The sequence below is a fragment of the Marinomonas sp. THO17 genome, from assembly GCF_040436405.1.
Taxonomy (GTDB): domain Bacteria; phylum Pseudomonadota; class Gammaproteobacteria; order Pseudomonadales; family Marinomonadaceae; genus Marinomonas.
Genome location: NZ_AP031575.1, coordinates 1,656,118 through 1,675,525, shown reverse-complemented (window position 1 = coordinate 1,675,525; position 19,408 = coordinate 1,656,118). Strand labels below are relative to the sequence as shown.

Below are 19,408 nucleotides of genomic sequence, written 5' to 3'. Positions count from 1 at the left end.
CCTCTCTTTTGTGATAATCAATTCTTGATTTACGCTTTACCAGTAACACTAGAATGGCACTTAAACTTTCTATTCCCTTGATGTCTTATGCCATGCTCACGATGCGGTGCGTCGCAGTGGACTGATTTGCATCTGGCATAACTAAGTTCAGATAATCTTCAATCAGTTGCGCCGAAGTCTCTTTGTGTATGCCTCCGGCCAATGAGCCTTGTAACCACATACCGTCAATTAAAGCGGCTACTGTGGTGGCGATATGGCGCGCCTCTTGCACACTGAATTCTGTTTTTAAAACCTGTACTAAAGCAGTGTGTAAGCGCCTCGAGTAAACTCGTTGTAAACGGAACAATGTTGGTGTGTGCATTGCTGATGCCCAGAAGCCCATCCAAGCTTTCACCACTTGCGGGTGAGTTTGGGATTGACTAAAGCTGGCTGTTACAATCGCCATGACTTTATATTTAGCGGGCTTATCTTGCGATTTTATGACTTCTTGTGACAAAACTTCAAAAAATTCACGAATCAGGCTTTTCATGGTCTCTTCGAATAGACCATCTTTGCCGCCAAAGTAGTGATTGATAATGGCTGGAGAAACTCCCGCTTTTTTGCCGATAACGCTGACTGTCGCACCAGAAAATCCGTATTTATCTATGGCAGTTATGGCAGCTTTGATAAGCTGAGGTTTACGTATTTCAGGCATTCCTACTTTGGGCATTATTTAACCTTTTTTATTAAACAGCTGTTTAACGAAAACTATACTAGGCCGATTATGCAAATTAGGTCAACCCTTGACAATTCTAAATATTAGTCCTCTAATTAATTTAAGTTATTGATTTTAAAATTAAAAATACCAAATAAAATAATTTTTTGGTCTTTTTTGATAAGACTTATGTCGGTATGGGATAAATATTGAGGAAAAGCTTGCGCAATATTACCCAACTTTAATCTTTAGCAGTCTGGTTTAATGGAATGGCAACGTTATTTTCCAAGTTATGTTTGCTGTATGAGTTGTCTGCATTATGCTCATGCGTTCCATATTATGTGTTTATGATGAAATTTAAATGGACTATAGGAGCCGTTAAGTATGATGTCGGAGTTAGCATTATTTGATCAGGTGATTGATCGCTCTGCAATGAACAGTGATAAGTGGGACAAGTATTCCAATGATGTGATACCTATGTGGGTTGCCGATATGGACTTTGATGCACCTGCATGTGTTAAAACTGCATTACAAAACAGAATACAGCAAGGCGTTTTTGGTTATACTCACATTCCCAAAGCTTTAGTGGCTGCTATTCAGACACACTTACAAACTTCCTACGACTGGCCTATATCAGGAACACATTTAGTACATTTGCCGGGGTTGGTGTGTGCTCTGCATTTAAGTGTTCAGACTTTCTCTCTTCCAGGTGACACTATTGTAGTGCCTGGCCCTGTGTATTATCACCTTACCAAGGCCCCTGAGATGGCGGGGCGTAATTTACTAAGCATAAAAATGACCTTACAAGAAGGGCGTTGGCTGCCAGATTGGCAAGCGTTTGAGAAAGCTTGTGCGCTATCAGACAGTAAAATGATTCTGCTCTGTAACCCTCATAACCCTGGAGGAACGGTTTATCGTAGAGAAGAGTTGGAAGTGATTCATGGGTTGGCGCAAAAATACGATCTGCTGGTGGTTAGTGATGAAATTCACTGTGATTTGATTTTGGATGATATAACCCATGTTCCTTTTGCTAGTCTGAATCAAGATGCCGCACAACGTACTATTACTTTAATGGCACCCAGTAAAACCTATAACTTAGCCGGTTTGGGTTATGCTTTTGCTGTGATTGAAAATACTCACTTACGACAGCGCTTTAATCAAGGACGAGCAGGACTGATTCCGGTGCCAAATATGTTGGGCTTAACGGCGGCTCAAGCGGCTTATGAAGAAGGTCAAGTTTGGCATCATTCGTTAATAACTTACTTGCGTACTAACCGAGATTACATAGTGGAAAGGTTGGCGGATACCCCGTTAACTGTCAGTCATTTGGAGGCAACTTATTTAGCCTGGATAGATGCTTCCAATTTGCCTGTAGAAGACGCATATGCCTTTTTCTTAGAAGCGGGCGTAGGGGTGTCTCCAGGTAAGGATTTTGGGGATGCGAATTTTATTCGACTGAATTTTGGTTGTTCTATGAGTGTGTTGCAGCAAGCGTTATACAGAATAGAAAACGCCATAAGAGTCCTACAAAAGCGCTAGATAAGTATCTGAGAGGAACTTATATTTTTAAATTCAGTCTTAATCAACATTTAACTTTGTCACGGAATAACAGAGTTCGTTAGAAGATGCTTAAAGCGGATGCTTGCTTTGAGTGACCATAAAAGAGTCATAATAGATGGATTTCTCAATACGTTTTGCAGTGTTTTGTACAGTGCTAATTAGTCTGCTGGCTTGGCAGACGTTACGCCCACGAAGACGCTTATCGAACTGGCGTCAACGCTGGTATCATAACTTAGCTTTATTGCTTATTGGTGCTTTGTGTGTGCGTCTTGTACAACCCTTGTTGCTGAGTGCGATTGCTTTTTGGGGGCAAGACATAGGGTTGCTATCTCATCTGGATTGGCCTGTTTGGTGTTTGATTGTATTGAGTATATTGATGTTGGATTGCTTGATTTATTGGCAACACAGGCTTTTTCATCGTATCCCTTTGTTGTGGCGATTGCATCGAGTTCATCATACTGACCCAGAGCTCGATGTGAGTTCGGCGGTGCGTTTTCATCCCTTTGAAATCCTCTTGTCTCTATTGGTAAAAGCTACGGCTATCTTATTGCTTGGCATTCCTGTTGTTGCTGTTTTGCTGTTTGATATCTTATTAAACACTGCTGCTATGTTTAATCATACTAATGCACGTTTGCCTGCTAAGTGGGAAGCGGTATTGCAGCGAGTGATCGTCACTCCTGACTTTCATCGTATCCATCACTCTCGTGTGAACAGTGAAGCCAATAGTAATTTCGGTTTTTTTCTCAGTATCTGGGACACTTTGTTTGCCTCCAAACGTTGGCAAGCAATTGGCGGCGATGATGCTTTAAATATTGGTTTACCAGGAACCAAAACTTACCAGCCAAAGTCTTTGAGAGCATTGTTATGGATGCCTTTTAAGTTGGTGATTCACAAATCTTGATAGGGAGAAAGGGATGAATTTCTATGAATTGAATACCATTGAAATGCGAGTAATTGGCAGCTTGATCGAAAAGGCCATTACTACTCCAGAGTATTATCCCCTTAGCTTGAATTCTTTGCAGTCTGCCTGTAATCAGAAATCCAATCGTGATCCTGTTATGACTTTATCAGAGTCTACCATTGCACAAGCGTTAGATGTATTGGTTGCACGAGGCTTGGTAATAGAGGTGACTGGCTCTCACAGTCGAGTGAGCAAGTATCAACACAGATTTTGCAACAGTGAATTTTCAGATTTGCAATTTAATAATGGTCAAACGGCTATTCTCTGCATGTTGTTTTTGCGAGGAGCGCAAACACCGGGTGAACTGAGATCCCGCAGTGGTCGTTTATATGATTTTCATGATCTTGACGAAGTCGAAACGGCCTTAACAGAACTGCAAAAGATGCAAGGAGGTCCTTTTGTGACACTTCTACCTAAGCAAGCGGGTAAAAGAGAGCAGCGCTACCAAGAGTGTTTCGGCTCGCATCAAGACCAACAACTTGTCGCAAGAGATGAAGATAACGCTTTACAAATAGAAGAAGAGTCACTCATTTTAGCGGCACGAGTGAATGAACTTGAAGCACAAGTTGCACAGATAATTGATCGAATTCAAAAATTAGAAAATGGCGGTGGACTATAATGGTTAATGAAGTCACACTTAGGCGCGCTTTTTGCAGCTGATCACTTGGCTTACTAGGCTGATTTTAATAAGGGGGGAAGCGATGAATACTTTACGCTGGGGAATTATCGGGACAGGGCAAATCGCTAATGCTTTTGCGAGTGACTTTTGCTACGTGAAATCCGGTGAATTACGCGCAGTTGCTTCCAGAAATAAGTCTTCTGCAGATGCGTTTTCTAGTAAATACGATATTGAACTGGCCTTTGTTGATTATTTTTCCTTGATTAACAGTCATGAAGTGGATGTGATTTATATTGCCACACCTCATGTGCATCATTATGAATTAGTAAAAGCCTGTATTCTTGCAGGCAAATCCGTATTGTGTGAAAAACCTTTTACCCTGAACGAAACACAATCAAGTGAGCTTTATGAGTTGGCTGAGGTTCATCAAGTGTTTGTTATGGAAGCTATGTGGACACGCTTTAATCCGGTGATTGAACAAGTGTTAGAATGGGTTGAAGAAGGGGAAATTGGCAACCTACAAAGTGTTCAAGCGAGTTTCAATTTTCTAGCGCCAAACGATCCTGAACACAGGCTGATGAATTTAGAATTGGGTGGCGGCGCTTTATTGGACGTGGGGATTTATCCTGTCTTCTTGGCTCAGTTGTTTTTTGGTAAGCCTGATTTCGTACAAAACCAAGCCGTCATTGGGGATACTGAAGTAGATGTGTTTGAGCAAATTTTGTTGGGGTGGGAAAGTGGGCAGTTAGCCTCATTGGAAGCCTCTTTGATTTCTTGCCATCCAAACCGTGCGATTTTATCCGGCACCAAAGGTTACATAGAAATCGATTCAGAATGGTTCTGCGCCAAGTCTTGTCGTATTGTGGATTCAGATAACAACGAACGTGCTGTAGAGTTTGATTTTCCTGGCATGGGGTATCAGTTTGAAGTTGAAGAAGTGAACCGGTGCATAGAAGAGGGCTTGTTACAGAGTCCAAATCACAGTTGGCAGGATAGTTTAGAATTGATCGCCACTTTAGATGAAGTTAGGCAAGATATAGGGCTTTATTACCCCGGGGAAGAAATGCCTTTAGATGAGGATGTGCATCACCATCATCATGAACACAATCATCATAAACATTAATATATAGTTTTTATAAAAAAAGGCCCTGATCGCAATGCGTTTCAGGGCCTTCTTATATTTTTTAATAGCTTATTTAATGTGCTTATTTAGTAGAGGCAATAAGCTTTTAAACAAACGTGGCGCAGCACACAATACATCACCAGAGTCGAGTTTGGGTGAGCCATCAAAAGCGGCAATCAATGCGCCTGCTTCTTTAGCGATAAACAATGGAGCTTGCATTTCCCATTCTTGTAATTTAATTCCCCATGCAGCATCCAAACGGCCTGCAGCCACGTTTGCCATCATAAGAGCGGGCGCATCTTGCATAACAACACGAGCACCTTGTTGTGCTAAGTCAGATAGGGTAGCCAATTGGCCTGCTAAGAAAGGTTGAGTGCGATCTGTCGCTGGAAACTGAGCAGCTAAGGTAGTGTTTTCTAACGAACGTGCAGCACTGCTACGAATACGTGAGTTGTTAAGGTAAGCACCACGACCTTTGCTGGCGTAAAATTCATCGCGGGTGTGAGGGTTAAGCACAAGAGCGTGCTCTACTTTTCCGGCAACCAAATAGCTGATGGTAATAACGTGGCCTGCTAGACCGCGAGAAAATAGGTGTTGACCTTGGATAGCATCAATTACCCATTCACCTTCTTCACCCGTTTGTACATTACCTTGTAAGCGAGTCGTAATGGTGTCGGCTGGGTAGGCTTTTTCCAAATGGTAAACAATGCTGCGTTCTGCACCAGAACAAACCGCAGCGTAAACTTCAGCAGCAGATTTACCTTGTTCTTTATCAAATAATAATTTCTCTTGTGAGTGAACTATGTATTCTGCAGCGGCACGAGCTGCTTTTAGTGCGACATTGATTCTAGGTTGCATAATTTACCGTCAATTTATTTGTCATTAAGTATGCACAGCTTACTCTTTGTGAGAGTAAGCAAGTTGCCAGATAAAGTGTTAAAGAGCGGGCGGTCAAACAAAAAGGTCTAACGGCCAAAATTTGATCGCGAATTCTAGCCTAAAAATTCTGCTTAGGCTAGAGGGAAGTTGGCGAAAAACTAAACAAATACAGAATAGATATATTTTTCTGGTAACATAGCCCGACTTAAACCGATTCCAATATGAGTTACTGACAAAATGCAAAATTCAGTTCGCATCGTTCTGGTGAATACCTCGCACCCAGGCAACATAGGTGGTGCTGCGCGAGCCATGAAAAACATGGGCTTGGTTGATCTTTATTTAGTAGCGCCGCGGGATTATCCGAGCCAAGAAGCCATCAGTCGTGCTTCTGGGGCGACGGATATCCTTGAAAATGCTGTGGTGGTGGATACCCTTGAAGAAGCTTTGACAGATTGTCAGTTGGTTATTGGTACGAGTGCTCGTGAGCGTACTATCCCATGGCCGTTAGTGGACCCTCGTGAATCCGCGGAACTGGTGTCTAAAGAAGGTTTGATAACGGCGTTTGTCTTTGGTCGTGAAGACAGAGGTTTGACCAATGAAGAGTTACAGCGATGCCATTACCATGTCCACATTCCGTCTGTGTCTTCTTTTAGTTCATTGAATTTGGCCGCGGCCGTACAAGTAATTGCTTACGAATTGCGTATGAAAACCTTAGCAAGCCAAGAGGAACCTGCGGTACAAAATAAATGGGATGTGCCTGCCGCCACAGTCGAACAAGTAGATTATTTGTTAGAACATCTCGAAAAAGTTTTGGTGGACGTTGAGTTTCTGGATCCAGACATGCCAATGCAGGTGATGCCTAGATTTCGCCGTTTGTTTCAGCGTTCCAGATTAGATCAACAAGAATATGGTATGTTGCGCGGCATGCTAACGGCAATGGAAAAGCAAATGAAGGCTTAAGTTGCTGGCCATTTGAAAATAGGTTAATCGAGTAGGATTTCATCCTAGTATGAATAAAAAAACCACCTTAGTTCGAAATGAGATAAGGTGGTTTTTTGTTGACTATTAAGAAAGACCTTATTAAATCGGTCGTTCCGGACGACCTTCTTCTTGCCAGTAAGTGTGGTATTTCTGACCAGCTTCGCTGTCAATTCTTTCGTAGCTGTGAGCACCAAAATAGTCGCGTTGTGCTTGCAATAAATTGGCAGGCACCACTTCCGAACGGTAGCCATCAAAGTAGGCTAATGCGGAGAAGAAAGATGGTGTAGGAATGCCAGATTGTGCAGCTAGTACAACGGCCTTACGCAAGCCTTTTTGTTTACTTGCCATGGCATCAGCAAAGTAGTCACTTAATAACAGGTTTTCTAAATCTGAATTGTCAGTAAATGCATCGGCAATCTTTTGTAAGAAGGAAGCGCGAATGATACAACCACCACGCCATATTTTGGCGATATCACTGAAATTAAGCGTCCAGTTGTATTCTTTTTGTGCAGCTCGCATGATTTGAAAACCTTGTGCGTAGGCGCAGATTTTTGCGCAGTACAGCGCTTCTTCAACCGCCGTTTCTACTTCGCTGGCATCGATCTCACCACTTTCCACATCGGCAACTAATTTGTCTGCTGCGTGTTCGCGTTCTATCGTCAGGGTGCTTAGTGCACGTGCGTAAACAGATTCACTGATAATACCAGCAGGAACTCCCATTTGTGTAGCGCTGATAGAGGTCCAACGACCAGTGCCTTTTTGACCTGCACTGTCGAGAATCATATCAACCAAAGGCGCCCCTGTTTTGTGATCGTATTGCTGTAAAATGTCGGCGGTAATTTCTACCAAATAACTGTTCAATACCCCTTCATTCCATTTTTCAAATAGCTTGCCGATCTCTTCTGGTTCGTAACCTAATAGTGAACGTAATAAATGATAAGCTTCACAAATCAATTGCATGTCTGCGTATTCAATGCCATTGTGAACCATTTTAACATAATGGCCTGCTCCGTCAGGACCAAGATACGCTGTACAAGGTTCGCCCTCAGTCACTGGTTTCCCAGGTGTGTTACTGACGATGGGGTTGCCATTTTTATCAACTTTGGCCGCCACGGCTTCCCACATAGGTTGCAAATATTTCCAAGAATTTGCATCACCACCAGGCATTAAAGATGGTCCAAAGCGTGCCCCGACTTCGCCACCGGAAACTGCAGTACCGAAAAACTTAAACTTTTCTTTGTAGTCCGCTTCACGACGAATGGTATCTGTCCATTGGCTGTTACCGCAGTCGACTACTATGTCATCTGCTTCAAGACCGGCTTTGATTAAACTTTCGCAGACGGCGTCAACCGGCTCACCAGCAGGTACCAACACAACAATAACGCGTGGTTTTACTAGGTTAGATAGCATGTCTTCCATGCTGTCACAGCCGATGATTCTGGCTGGAGCGGAAGCGTCTGGACGCTCAGCTGCTTCTGTGGCTAAAACATCTTGTACTTTATGCGTGTCCAGATCAAAACCTGCAACTCGATAGCCGTGATCAGCTAAGTTTAAGGCCAAGTTTTTTCCCATGACACCCAGGCCGACAAATCCTATATTGCAGTTCTGATTCGTTTCTAACATAAATTTCGCTCAACCTTTTGAACAATTGGGGATTGAAGAAATAATCTTACCATGAAGTGGGAAATTGCAGGAGGCAATAAGAGGGATAAAAAACTAAAAAACGAGAAAAAAATGAGAGTGATGGCAAGTAGTCTTAAAGACTGTAGGGTGATAGTCGTAAAATTTTACAAAATTATCCCTTAATTTTTCTATGCATTATTTGGTGATTGGATTTCTTTTTAGTAGAAAGACTACCAAAAAGAAAGAAAACTACAGAAATATTGTTCACTATTTCAGCATTTCTATGTTTATTTAACCTTTAAAAATGAGGAGATTAGAATAATTATATAAAAAACAAAGATTTAAGCCTTATCATTGATTTTCAAAATGGTAATAAAATAACACTTCGTTATAACAATATGTTTTTTTAGAATCTTTTGTTACTATAATTTTTGCAGATAAAAATCTTTCCAAAGATATAACAAAAACCCACTCAAACCTTATCGTACAGAGGATTAAGCGTAATGAACTCCGCATCGGAAGTTACTAGAATTCACAAGAACCTAACCACATCGCAGTTAGTGGAAAAGGCATTGCAAAATGGCGAAGGGGTTCTAGCCGATAATGGAGCACTTGTTGTTGAAACGGGTGCTCGTACAGGTCGTTCTCCAATGGATCGCTTTATTGTAGAAGAAGCATCCAGTAAAGATAGTATTCACTGGGGACCTGTGAATCGTCCATTTCCAGAAACAAAATTTGCTCCTTTATGGGAGCGTGTAACCGCTTATTTGGATGGCGAAGAAACGTATCTATCAAATATTCACGTTGGTGCGGGCGATGAATATTATCTTCCAGTTATCATGAGAACTGAGACCGCTTGGCATCATTTGTTTGGTCGTAATTTGTTCATTCGTCCAGATGCTTATAATCCAAACAATAAAGGTGAATGGCAAATTCTAAATGCGCCAGGTTTTGTTTGTGAGCCAGAAAGGGACGGCACGAATTCTGATGGTTGTGTGATTTTGAATTTTGCTGAACGCAAGGTATTGATTGCAGGTATGCGTTACGCTGGTGAAATGAAAAAAGCCATGTTTTCGGTGCAAAACTTCTTGTTACCTGCTTATGATGTGTTACCTATGCATTGTGCTGCAAACGTTGGGACAAATGAAGACGTGACCTTATTCTTTGGTTTATCTGGTACTGGCAAAACAACTCTGTCTGCAGACCCTGAGCGTTTTCTTATTGGTGATGATGAGCATGGTTGGGGAAAAGATACTGTCTTCAACATTGAAGGCGGCTGTTATGCTAAGACTATTGATCTATCGAAAAAGAACGAGCCTATCATTTGGGATGCAATTAAGTTCGGTACGATTGTTGAAAATGTGGTACTGGACCCTGAGACACGTGTAGCAGATTACACGGACACTTCTTTGACACAAAATGGTCGCGCGGGTTATCCGCGAGAGCACATTGAGAAGCGAGCACCAGAGAATCGTGCTGGTGAGCCAAATGCTATCATTTTCTTAACTTGCGATTTAACAGGCGTTTTGCCACCTGTTTCTATTTTAAGTAAGGAAGCAGCTGCCTACCATTTTTTGAGCGGTTACACAGCTTTGGTCGGTTCCACTGAAATGGGGGCTGGTACAGGTATTAAATCCACCTTCTCAACTTGTTTTGGCGCGCCTTTTTTCCCTCGCTCTGCTGACGTTTATGCTGATCTCTTGATTAAGCGTATTGAAGAGTTTGGCAGTAAGGTTTACTTGGTCAATACTGGTTGGACTGGTGGCGCACATGGACAAGGCGGAAAACGTTTTAGCATTCCAACCACGCGTGCTGTGATTGCTGCGATTCAGTCTGGCGCTCTAGCGGATGTAGAAACGGAGCATTTAGCCGATGTGAATTTGGATGTGCCGACTCAGGTTCCTGGTGTGGATACTGTACTTTTAAATCCTCGTAAGACCTGGTCTGATCAAGCAGCGTATGAGGCTCAAGCGAAAAACTTGATTGCACAGTTTGTGGAAAACTTTAAGAAGTTTGATACGGTATCTGAAGCCATCGTAAAGGCTGGTCCAGCGCTGTAATTGCTTATTTCATATAGTTTTTTGAAAAAGCCGCGACTGAGTCGCGGCTTTTTTTATTGGGCGTAAAACTTTTTGTTTTCTGGCTAAAATTTAAGCTAGCCATTAGCATTATAAATAATGTAATCTTTTGTATATGTTTATTGATAGCCATTGTCATCTTGATTTTAGTGTGTTTGATCAGACTCGTGATGAGTTAATGTTGAGCTGTGAGGCGGCGGGGATAAAAGGCTTTTTGGTACCGGCCACGACGGCGGCTTCTTGGCGAACGCTGAGTCGTTTGTCGAAACGTTATTCACAGTGGCGGATAGCTTACGGTTTGCATCCTTACTTTTTATCGCAAGCAAGGCTAGATGAATTGGATGCATTGGCTGAGGCCTGTGAAGCTGATGATGTATTGGCCATTGGTGAAATAGGTTTAGATAATTGGCCAGGCTCTTGTGATATGGGCGTTCAAAAAGATTTTTTTGCGCGTCAATTACAGATAGCAAAAAGTTTGAATTTGCCAGTAGTGATTCATGCACGTAAAAGTTATGACTTGGTATATCAATTATTGCGTCGAGTTGGTTTGAAATGTGGCGGTGTCATACATGCATTTAACGGAAGTTATGAACAGGCGCAACGCTTTTTGGAATTGGGTTTTGTGTTGGGTATAGGTGGCACTATTACGTATCCGCGAGCCAAAAAAGCCCAGCGTGTATTGGCAGCCCTTGACCGACAAGCTTATGTACTAGAAACGGATTCACCAGATATGCCATTGTGTGGTAAGCAGGGGAAAATTAATACACCCCTGTCTGTAATTCAAGTAGCGCAACATGTTGCTCAAATTAGGATGGAAGAAGTAGAGCAGATTGCTGTCGACAGCTATGGTAATCTACTGAGAGTTTTTCCTAAGTGGCATGAGGGCTTACTTTGAACAATACACAAGATATTAATGCACCGATCCGTATTTTGCTGCTGGGTTCAGAAACAGAGGTAGGAGCTTCTTTTATTCAGCTTACCAAGGATAGGCCCGAGTTTAGCTGGCTGTGTCCAGAGGAAGCTTTATTGCTTGATTCAGGTCGCCGTAAAGAGCTGGCGACTATGTCGTATGATGTGGTTATTGATGCATTAAGTTTGCGATACGCCTTGCAAACCGATTATGAGAAGTTTTTAGCGACTTTGTCCTTTCTCAGTGAAGAGGCAAAGGCGCCATTGATTATGTTAAGCAGCGCCCGAGTATTCTCTGGTAATAAAGGGCTGGCTTATACTGAAACGGATTTGCCTGATGGTCAAAGTGCTTATGCAAAGGCTTTGATTCAGGCTGAGGTTACGGTTTTACATCATCCTCAAAATATAGTTCTGCGTACTGGTTGGTTGTTCAGTGGGCAAGGGGATGATTTTGTTTGTCGCACGTTGGAGTCTATTCAGGGTGGCGTTAATCTTGCTTATAAAGATGACTTGATTGGTAGTCCAACACCTGTCTCAGATCTAGTGAGAGTGGTGTTGTCTATGATCAATCAAGATCATTATGGTGCGGACAATAAAGGTATTTATCATTATTGCTGTGCTGAAGAAATTAGTTGGGTTGGATTGGTTGAGGCGATTGTGACAACTGCCGCACAATTTGATTCAAGAGCTCAAGTGGACGTAGAGACGCCATTGGAAACAGTAGAAGGCGTACCACAAATGGCTATGAAACGGCAGTCTTTGTCTTGTCGTAAAGTATTTAACCATTTTGGTATTAAACAGCGTCCCTGGAGATCAAAACTAAGAAGTCTGGTAAAGGAACTATATCAAGTTAGTTGAATAAGATATGAACAACAGATGATTCAATTATGGATTGGACGTTGCTCATGTCTTTTCAAGGTCAATAGTTGGCCTTTGATATGCAGATAGAGCAGGAGTTGACGTGCATAAAATGAATCTGAAAGCGGTAATGGTCGTATTTGTCTTCCAAGTTGTGGTTGGCATTCTTTGGTATGCATCAACACCTACTCAATTTTTAGGTAGGTCTGTATTCCATCAAGAGGCACAGTTGCCATCTTGGGATGTATTAACAATTTTCTTCTGCTCAAGCTTTGTGTTTTTGTGGTTCACAGCATGGTTATTGGTAAGAGTTGGTCATTTAACTCGGCTTGGACAATTCTTACTGGTCATTTTTATTTGGTTATTCATCGTGCTGCCAAACTTTATGATTGTTGCTCTGCATTTAGAATTGGACTATAACGATTCTGTGTATTTGTTGTCTTATAGTGCAGTGAATTGCGCCATAATGGCATGTATTCTGCCATTATGGCGACCATCTAGATCTATTTTTAAAGATTAATCTTTAAGTGGGAAGTTTTAGTAGAGACTGCTCTCTGGCCATACTAACCAGAGGCAGAAGCCGCTGATTGCCATGCTAATAATTGCTTGGCAAAGTATGCTTGGTATGGTCTTGTGTGTTAAGCCGTTTACTATTGGTGTGACAAAGCACGAAGCGCCGATCAAAAACATAACACTTAATGGAATGTCTGCTAATACATGACTTTGAGTAATCAGGCCGGCCAATATTATAATGCCTGCTGCGTTACTGAATTCTTGGTGTTTAGAGAGCAATAGCGTAATCAAGAGGTAAGCGAAACTTGCTGCAGCAAACGCACCTAATAATTGTCCTATCAATAAGCTGCCTCCAATAGAAATAACTGGAGCCGCGCTCCCTGCCACTATCATCAGACCAATCATTGGCAAATGAGGCTGTAACTTTTCTATGCCAGATTTAGCTTCATCCTGTTTGCTGCTTGCTAGATGACTTAGCATAAGATAAACAACCACCAATACAGCACTTGCTAAGCTCCAGGATAAACTGATTGGCATGCCCGAATGTTTAAGTACAGGGTTCAGTAATGCATAGAATGATAAAGCGGCCAGTATCAGGCTGATGCTATATTTAAGTACCGAGGAGAACTGAATTCTACTTAAACTTAAGTAAGTTAAAATGCCTAAAATAGCACTTATAGTGTAATAATCCATAGCTTGTTTGGGAGGAAAGCTGAGGCCCGAGTGAATGAGCCCCAGCCCAACCAAAAAGCCACCAAGATAGCCAAGAAAAGACATTGAACGCGATAATTTGCCAGCAATAAAGCTGATTATTAAAGCGGCAAAAAAGGGGTAAACTGCCGTATGTAATAGCATGATTAAATTAGAATTGCTGGCTTGATCGTACATGTCTTTTCCTTAACTAATATTACTGGCGGATGCCTTCCACATAAACTTCAATTTCGGTCGCATCAGTAACGCCAGGGATAAAATAGGAAATACCAAAATCACTGCGGTTGATTGTTGTTTTTGCTTCAAAACCTGAACGGTAGCCGCCCCAAGGATCTTTGCCTTCACCAATTTTTTCAATTTCGAAGGTTACAGGTTTAGTTACGCCATGCAGTGTCAGATCACCAGTCAGTGTCTCACCGTTAAATTGAGTGCTGGTGAAAGTTAAGGTTGGGAATTGCTTCACATCTAGAAAGTCTGGACTACGCAAGTGCTTGTCACGAGCTTCGTGGTTAGTGTCTACACTGTCTGCTTGAATGGTCAGTGTAGCTGAGCCGGATTTACCATCGTCACTGTATGAGAAATCGCCGCTAAATTCGTCAAAGCGACCTATTGTAGTGCTCACGCCCAAGTGGCCAATTTTAAAAATGACAGCAGAGTGAGCTGCATCCACTTTGTAATCTGCTGCAAAAGAAAGGCTAGAGGCCAATGCTAAAGCGCTAATGGTTAATAATTTCATTATGTTCTCCTTGTTTAAAAATAAGTTATTCCATTAGTTTAGATGCTTTTATTTGATAAATAATCCTCTAAAAAAATAATTCAATATTAACTATAATGAAATAATCTTTTGGGAACTTTTTGATAATGTGGAAAATGGAATGGATAAGTTTCAAGCAATGAAGGTGTTTTGCCGAGTGTATGAGGTTGAGAGCTTTAAGCTAGCGAGTGATTCTCTTGGTATCTCAAGACCAATGGTGACCCGGTATATTAATTCTATTGAAGACGATTTGGGTACCAAGTTATTGCAAAGGAATACTCGTAATATCAGTGTGACTCATGCCGGTCATAAATATTATCAACATTCTATTGCTATCTTAGATGCTTTGGAAGAAGCAGAAAGTGAAATAGGGGAGTTAACTCAAAAACCAAAAGGTTTGTTGAAGGTGAGTGTGCCAATGGATTTTGGGTTGACTCACTTAGTGCCATTGTTTGATAGCTTCAGTCGTTTGTATCCACAGATTGATTTGGATGTGGATTTTAACGATAAACGCGTTGATATGACGGAGTCTGGTGTTGATCTTGCCATTCGGGGTGGTAGGTTGGGAGGCGATCAATTCGTGGCTCGTAAGCTGTGCACAATAGGCTCTTATATGTGTGCTTCTCCAAAGTATTTTGAACGTAATAGAAAGATTTCGTCTTTAGAGGACTTGCCGCACCATAATTGCCTGATTTATACCAATACTACGACATCCGATCATTGGTATTTTAGTAATGCTGATGGGGAGCGCTGTTCTGTGGTGGTGTCAGGCAATTGTCGAGCAAATAATGGTGGTGCCTTAGTAGGATTAGCTTTAGAAGGGGCTGGAGTTATTTATCAGCCAGATTTTCTAGTGTCTAAGCATATTGAGTCCGGCGCACTGGTGAGTGTTTTGCCACAATGGAAAGGTGATGAGTTTAATTTTCACGCTATATATCCACAGCGTAAATTAATGTCGCAGAAAACGCGCCTGTTACTTGAATTCTTGCAAGAGCATTTATAGGTGAGAGCACCGTTTGAACGTCTTAGAGGAGGTTCAAACGGTGGTTTGGGGTTAGATTAGGTCAGGTCTGTAAAATCATTGTCAATGTGAAGATCGACAGGAAGATCATAGCCTGGTAGCTTAATATGTTGGTTTGTAATGTCCAACTCCTCTCCCCCTAAGACATTGAAACCAAATTTATAGGTTGGTAAAACTTCGCCTCGAATTGCTGCTTGATTGTATTCTTCCGCTACTTTTGAAACGACTTCATTTTTCTTTTTATAAGTCGACATTTGTGTAGGTGAATAACGTTTTTTCAGCATTGTTAGCGTTTGCTGAGGTGACAATAACACTGCAGTCGCGTTATTACCGCCAAAACCTTTGGAGTTCAGAAGGGCAGCTTTGAAGTGCTCTTTGCCATAGTTTTCATGCTGTAATTGGAATTTTAAACCTTCTTGGTAAACATCTTTAGCAATGGCTTTGGATGTGGTAATACCAGGTAATATGCCATCTTGCCAAACCCCTAATGAAAGGTGTAATTGATCACCACCTGCAGTTCCTTGCGAGTGTCCTAGGAAGGCTTTCATAGCAATAACCGGCATGTCGGTTGCACCAAAGCTGGTTGCAGCTTTACTTAAGACATGGGATTCTGTTACGCGATTCTGTGGCGTGCTGGTACCATGAGCCTGAATAAAGGTGTGTTTGGTTAATCCATCGTTGCCAATCAGGTTTTCTAAATAAGCCATGGCTTTGCTCATGGTTAAATAGTTGCCAACCCCCGGTGCTGAAATGGATTTTTTGTGTCCATCTGCGTAAGAATATACAACTGGAACGGAACCAAAAATCTGCGCGCCTAGTTCTATTGCTAGTTCATCATCCATTAACAATGTCCATTGACTGGATTCACCAATGGTAAAACCGCAGTTATCAGCAAACGGGCGGCAACTGCGAGTATGATCAGGCTCGTCCTGTTGGCTCAATTTGTCAAGGGCTAGCAAGGAAACGTCTTCGGCTAATGCGCCCATGGTGCGAAAGCCTTCAATGATTTCTGGCGTAATTGGAGCATCACTGCCGCCTACCATAGCAACGCGGAATTTGCCGGTTTTTATTCCATCTACAGCTCGTTCTAAGTTGAAGAAGTAGGTTGCACAAGCGCCAATAGAAGTTCCAACGTTACCAACACTACCTAATAGATAAGCATTGACAAAGTCAGCAGGCATTTGAGCATAGCCTAAGGGTAAGTGTTTGGAGGTAGTACGTTTGCCCATCAAAGCTGACTTTAACATACCGCCAAAACCAAGGTCGTCCATTTGTCCGATAGAATTCGCTGCGTAAACGGCCATTTGATCAGGCTTAACTTTATTCCGAATGACTTCCCAATCGATACCACTGCTTTTAATGGCATCCGATGCACCATATACCGTCATTTGTAGACCACGTGGATGGTTACGGCTTTGATAGAGTTTGCCTGCATCAAAACCAGTAGGCAGTTGTCCTGCTGATTTGACGGCCAAAGGTTTAGTATCTTTGACAAAGGTCTCCAGATTGCCTTCAACAGTGACTTCGCTGATGGTGTCGGAAATGGGCGTTACTTTCCAGTTAGCAGGTTTGTTTCTTGGTAAAGATCGAGTTTTAGTTCGAAAACTAAAAGCCTCTTCGTCAGATACTGCCTGTAAAGATATGGATTTATGGATGGTAACATGATCAACATCAAATAGACTTGGGTGTATTCGACGAATTAAGGTTCGGGCCAGTAGCTCTTCGCTTATGCTGTCAACAAGCGCATCTGCATCCATCGCTTCGCCTGATTCGGTATGCCAAAGTCCATTTTTGTGCTCCGCCATATTGGTTAGCGTAGCAAGATCCAGTAACACATCCTGCTGGGTTAAGCTTGGTAGAAGATCGAAAACGATACGACGATATGCTTGATGAAATGACGTACGTCCAGCCGAATTAATTCCGCCAAAGCCAACAATAACAGGTAAACGGGCCAATTGAATTTCCTCGTTTTATAAGTGAATAAATTTTAAATATTGTCATGAAGGGGGTGGCGCTAAGCTACCCCAGCCATGCTAATCAAGTAATCCAATTTTACATTCTATTACATTTTTTATCTTTATCGTTCGAAAAAAAGTGCAATAAAAAATAGTTACTCATTATTAGCTTGTACACGGTTAAAGCGCCACAACTTGTTGTAATTAATTAAACTAATAATTTCTTGTACATAGGCTTGGCCTCGTTGTGAATAATGTTGAAGGCCTTGAGCTAAGGCTAACCCAGTCACTACTTTCCCGCGTTGTCGTAAATCAGCACGGGTCTGACGTAGGGTTTTGTAGGCAGCGTTAGTGTTTAAATTATCAATGTAAGCAAACACAGATTCACGCGCATCATGGAATTTACGTACTTCGTGATCTGCGCCTGAGCTTCGCGATTCAGGCACTAGGCCACATCCTTTGCGGAAGCACCATTGGCCAAAATAATTATTTCCTTCGGTAGCAAAACGTGAAGTGCCCCACGCTGATTCATTGGCAGCTTGTGCCAATACTAGCGAAGTGGGAATAATGTCGAGACGCAACATCAGCGCCTGTAGATCTTTTCTTGAATAGGTTTCTAATACTTTTAGTTTATTGTCTTTTCGCAGCTTGGATATCCATTCTATGTCTTGCGTCGACAGTTTTTCTGGCTTATCCATTAAGGCATCAAGACGCTTTCGATCTTCGAGAATAAGCGCATTCTTTTCTTTTGCAAAAGGAGAAAGGTATTCAAAAAACGCTTTTTTTCGTGCTTTAACGTCGCTAATTTCTTGAAAATCAGGTGTTTGAGTCTGAATAGGGTGGCTTTCAAAATAACTTTTTTCATCCTCCGTCGCATCGTATTCGGCTTGCGCTGAACTGGTTTCTTTCTTAGTTTTTTCGTCCTCGTCCTGAAAAGGGTTGGTTTTAATCCATAACACTAAAATTAGTATTGCCGTAATACCCCAGAGAATTTTCTTTTCCATAAACAACCACAACTCTAAACTTTTTATAATGGATCGCTTTCATTGAAAGCTATGAGTAAAGCATTTTGTTAAATCAAAAGTGAGCACATTATCCTTAAAAAATCGTCAATTTAACAGTCTTTAGGAAGTATGCTGGCAAAACCCTGACATAACAGGGCTTTGTCATTATGGTAGAGAGTTATTTGTTGTCCAAAAATAGAGTATTAGGTCCCATAGGGACTACCTGAGTAGGGTTAATATTTTTGTGACTAAAATAGTAGTGGCGTTTGATGTGATCAAAATTCACTGTATCTGAGATGCCTTCATGTTCATACAAAGAGCGTAGATAGCGGTTAATATTAGGGTAGTCGAGAATACGCTTGAGATTGCATTTGAAGTGGCCGAAGTACACAGGGTCAAAACGAATCAAGGTAGTAAATAGACGCCAATCCGCCTCTGTTTGTCGTTCGCCTATTAGGTAGTGACGATTTTGTAATTTGTCTTCAAGATACTCCAGAGTGTCAAATAAGGGAGTTAAGGCCTCTTCATAGGCCTCTTGAGTCGTCGCGAAACCACATTTATACACGCCATTATTTACCGTGTGGTATATGCGTTCGTTAATGTTATTGATGTCGTCCGCCAGTTCGCTTGGGTAAAAGTCTAGTGTATTTCCCGTTAAATCGTTAAAGGCGGTATTAAACATCCGAATGATGTCTGCGGATTCATTAGATACTATGGTTTGAGTTTTTTTGTCCCATAGAATAGGCACTGTGACACGGCCGGAATAATCTGCTTTTGCTCTCGTGTAAAGTTGATGAGCAAATTTACTTTGATAAAGTGGGTCACCAATATGTATTTGGGCGTCTTGAAAACAGTCATCATGCAAAAATTGCCAGCCGTTTTCCATCATGTCTGGGTGAACACAACTGACACTAATAATGTTTTCTAACTGTTTTAGTTTGCGAAAGATGAGAGTGCGGTGTGCCCAAGGGCAAGCTAAAGAAACGTATAAGTGATATCGATCTTTTTTTGCTGGAAAATGCTTGTTCTGATTGGCATTGAAGTCTTTTGGTGAGTGAATCCAATTTCGGAAAATGGCTTCAGAACGCACAAACTTACCTTGAGACTTTTTGGTATCGTACCATTGATCGACCCATTGTCCATTTACTAATAATCCCATAATGAC

General features: G+C 41.7%; 18 protein-coding genes. 10 read left to right on the top strand and 8 right to left on the bottom strand.

The window, feature by feature from the left end; translation table 11 throughout:
- Positions 1–85: 85 nt before the first annotated feature.
- A complete protein-coding gene (betI, locus tag ABXS85_RS07900) occupies positions 86–709 on the bottom strand; it encodes a transcriptional regulator BetI (RefSeq protein ID WP_353669496.1) in 624 nt (207 codons plus the stop codon).
- Between the two features lie 369 nt (positions 710–1,078).
- On the opposite strand from betI, the gene ABXS85_RS07895 reads away from it, so the two are divergent.
- From ABXS85_RS07895 to ABXS85_RS07880, 4 genes are all read left to right on the top strand, one after another.
- Entirely contained in the window at positions 1,079–2,233 is a 1,155-nt protein-coding gene (locus ABXS85_RS07895; RefSeq protein WP_353669495.1) for a PatB family C-S lyase, read from the top strand.
- A 136-nt stretch (positions 2,234–2,369) separates the two neighbouring features.
- Positions 2,370–3,155 (top strand): sterol desaturase family protein, encoded by a 786-nt coding sequence (locus ABXS85_RS07890; protein WP_353669494.1) that lies wholly within the window; start codon positions 2,370–2,372, stop codon positions 3,153–3,155.
- 13 nt (positions 3,156–3,168) lie between these two features.
- On the top strand, positions 3,169–3,834 hold the full coding sequence (locus tag ABXS85_RS07885; RefSeq protein WP_353669493.1) for a YceH family protein: 666 nt from the start codon (positions 3,169–3,171) through the stop codon (positions 3,832–3,834).
- An 82-nt stretch (positions 3,835–3,916) separates the two neighbouring features.
- Positions 3,917–4,957: a Gfo/Idh/MocA family oxidoreductase gene (locus ABXS85_RS07880; protein ID WP_353669492.1), complete on the top strand. Its 1,041-nt coding sequence runs from the start codon at positions 3,917–3,919 to the stop codon at positions 4,955–4,957.
- Between the two features lie 69 nt (positions 4,958–5,026).
- Here the strand turns inward: ABXS85_RS07880 and ABXS85_RS07875 are convergent, their stop codons facing one another.
- On the bottom strand, positions 5,027–5,815 hold the full coding sequence (locus ABXS85_RS07875) for an inositol monophosphatase family protein (RefSeq protein ID WP_353669491.1): 789 nt from the start codon (positions 5,813–5,815) through the stop codon (positions 5,027–5,029).
- 258 nt (positions 5,816–6,073) lie between these two features.
- Here ABXS85_RS07875 and trmJ point away from each other — a divergent pair, with 258 nt between their 5' ends.
- Positions 6,074–6,796 carry a tRNA (cytosine(32)/uridine(32)-2'-O)-methyltransferase TrmJ gene (trmJ, locus tag ABXS85_RS07870; RefSeq protein WP_353669490.1) on the top strand — a complete coding sequence of 241 codons (723 nt, stop codon included), beginning with the start codon at positions 6,074–6,076 and terminating at the stop codon, positions 6,794–6,796.
- A gap of 120 nt (positions 6,797–6,916) precedes the next feature.
- Here the strand turns inward: trmJ and gndA are convergent, their stop codons facing one another.
- On the bottom strand, positions 6,917–8,440 hold the full coding sequence (gndA, locus tag ABXS85_RS07865) for an NADP-dependent phosphogluconate dehydrogenase (RefSeq protein WP_353669489.1): 1,524 nt from the start codon (positions 8,438–8,440) through the stop codon (positions 6,917–6,919).
- Between the two features lie 503 nt (positions 8,441–8,943).
- Here gndA and ABXS85_RS07860 point away from each other — a divergent pair.
- The 4 genes from ABXS85_RS07860 (at position 8,944) to ABXS85_RS07845 (ending at position 12,805) form a co-directional block, all read left to right on the top strand.
- The gene (locus tag ABXS85_RS07860) at positions 8,944–10,500 is read left to right on the top strand and encodes a phosphoenolpyruvate carboxykinase (protein ID WP_353669488.1); all 1,557 of its coding nucleotides are present in this window, start codon (positions 8,944–8,946) and stop codon (positions 10,498–10,500) included.
- A gap of 133 nt (positions 10,501–10,633) precedes the next feature.
- Entirely contained in the window at positions 10,634–11,413 is a 780-nt protein-coding gene (locus ABXS85_RS07855; protein ID WP_353669487.1) for a TatD family hydrolase, read from the top strand.
- Positions 11,410–12,285 carry a sugar nucleotide-binding protein gene (locus tag ABXS85_RS07850; protein ID WP_353669486.1) on the top strand — a complete coding sequence of 292 codons (876 nt, stop codon included), beginning with the start codon at positions 11,410–11,412 and terminating at the stop codon, positions 12,283–12,285. The genes ABXS85_RS07855 and ABXS85_RS07850 overlap by 4 nt, the downstream gene beginning before the upstream one ends.
- Before the next feature lie 112 nt (positions 12,286–12,397).
- Positions 12,398–12,805, top strand: coding sequence for a hypothetical protein (locus ABXS85_RS07845; RefSeq protein WP_353669765.1), 408 nt, complete (start codon positions 12,398–12,400; stop codon positions 12,803–12,805).
- 17 nt (positions 12,806–12,822) lie between these two features.
- On the opposite strand, the gene ABXS85_RS07840 is transcribed toward ABXS85_RS07845, so the two are convergent.
- Together ABXS85_RS07840 and ABXS85_RS07835 are read right to left on the bottom strand one after the other, a co-directional pair.
- Positions 12,823–13,686, bottom strand: coding sequence for a hypothetical protein (locus tag ABXS85_RS07840; protein ID WP_353669485.1), 864 nt, complete (start codon positions 13,684–13,686; stop codon positions 12,823–12,825).
- Between the two features lie 19 nt (positions 13,687–13,705).
- Positions 13,706–14,245, bottom strand: a complete 540-nt coding sequence (locus ABXS85_RS07835) for a YceI family protein (protein ID WP_353669484.1) — start codon at positions 14,243–14,245, stop codon at positions 13,706–13,708.
- 139 nt (positions 14,246–14,384) lie between these two features.
- Here ABXS85_RS07835 and ABXS85_RS07830 point away from each other — a divergent pair, with 139 nt between their 5' ends.
- On the top strand, positions 14,385–15,266 hold the full coding sequence (locus ABXS85_RS07830) for a LysR family transcriptional regulator (RefSeq protein ID WP_353669483.1): 882 nt from the start codon (positions 14,385–14,387) through the stop codon (positions 15,264–15,266).
- A 56-nt stretch (positions 15,267–15,322) separates the two neighbouring features.
- Here ABXS85_RS07830 and ABXS85_RS07825 read toward each other — a convergent pair whose 3' ends face one another.
- The 3 genes from ABXS85_RS07825 to ABXS85_RS07815 all read right to left on the bottom strand — a co-directional run bounded on the left by ABXS85_RS07825 (position 15,323) and on the right by ABXS85_RS07815 (position 19,402).
- A complete protein-coding gene (locus ABXS85_RS07825) occupies positions 15,323–17,239 on the bottom strand; it encodes a beta-ketoacyl synthase N-terminal-like domain-containing protein (protein ID WP_353669482.1) in 1,917 nt (638 codons plus the stop codon).
- A gap of 155 nt (positions 17,240–17,394) precedes the next feature.
- Positions 17,395–18,243 carry a glucosaminidase domain-containing protein gene (locus tag ABXS85_RS07820; protein ID WP_353669481.1) on the bottom strand — a complete coding sequence of 283 codons (849 nt, stop codon included), beginning with the start codon at positions 18,241–18,243 and terminating at the stop codon, positions 17,395–17,397.
- A gap of 178 nt (positions 18,244–18,421) precedes the next feature.
- Positions 18,422–19,402, bottom strand: coding sequence for a glutathione S-transferase family protein (locus ABXS85_RS07815; protein WP_353669480.1), 981 nt, complete (start codon positions 19,400–19,402; stop codon positions 18,422–18,424).
- Between the last annotated feature and the right edge of the window lie 6 nt (positions 19,403–19,408).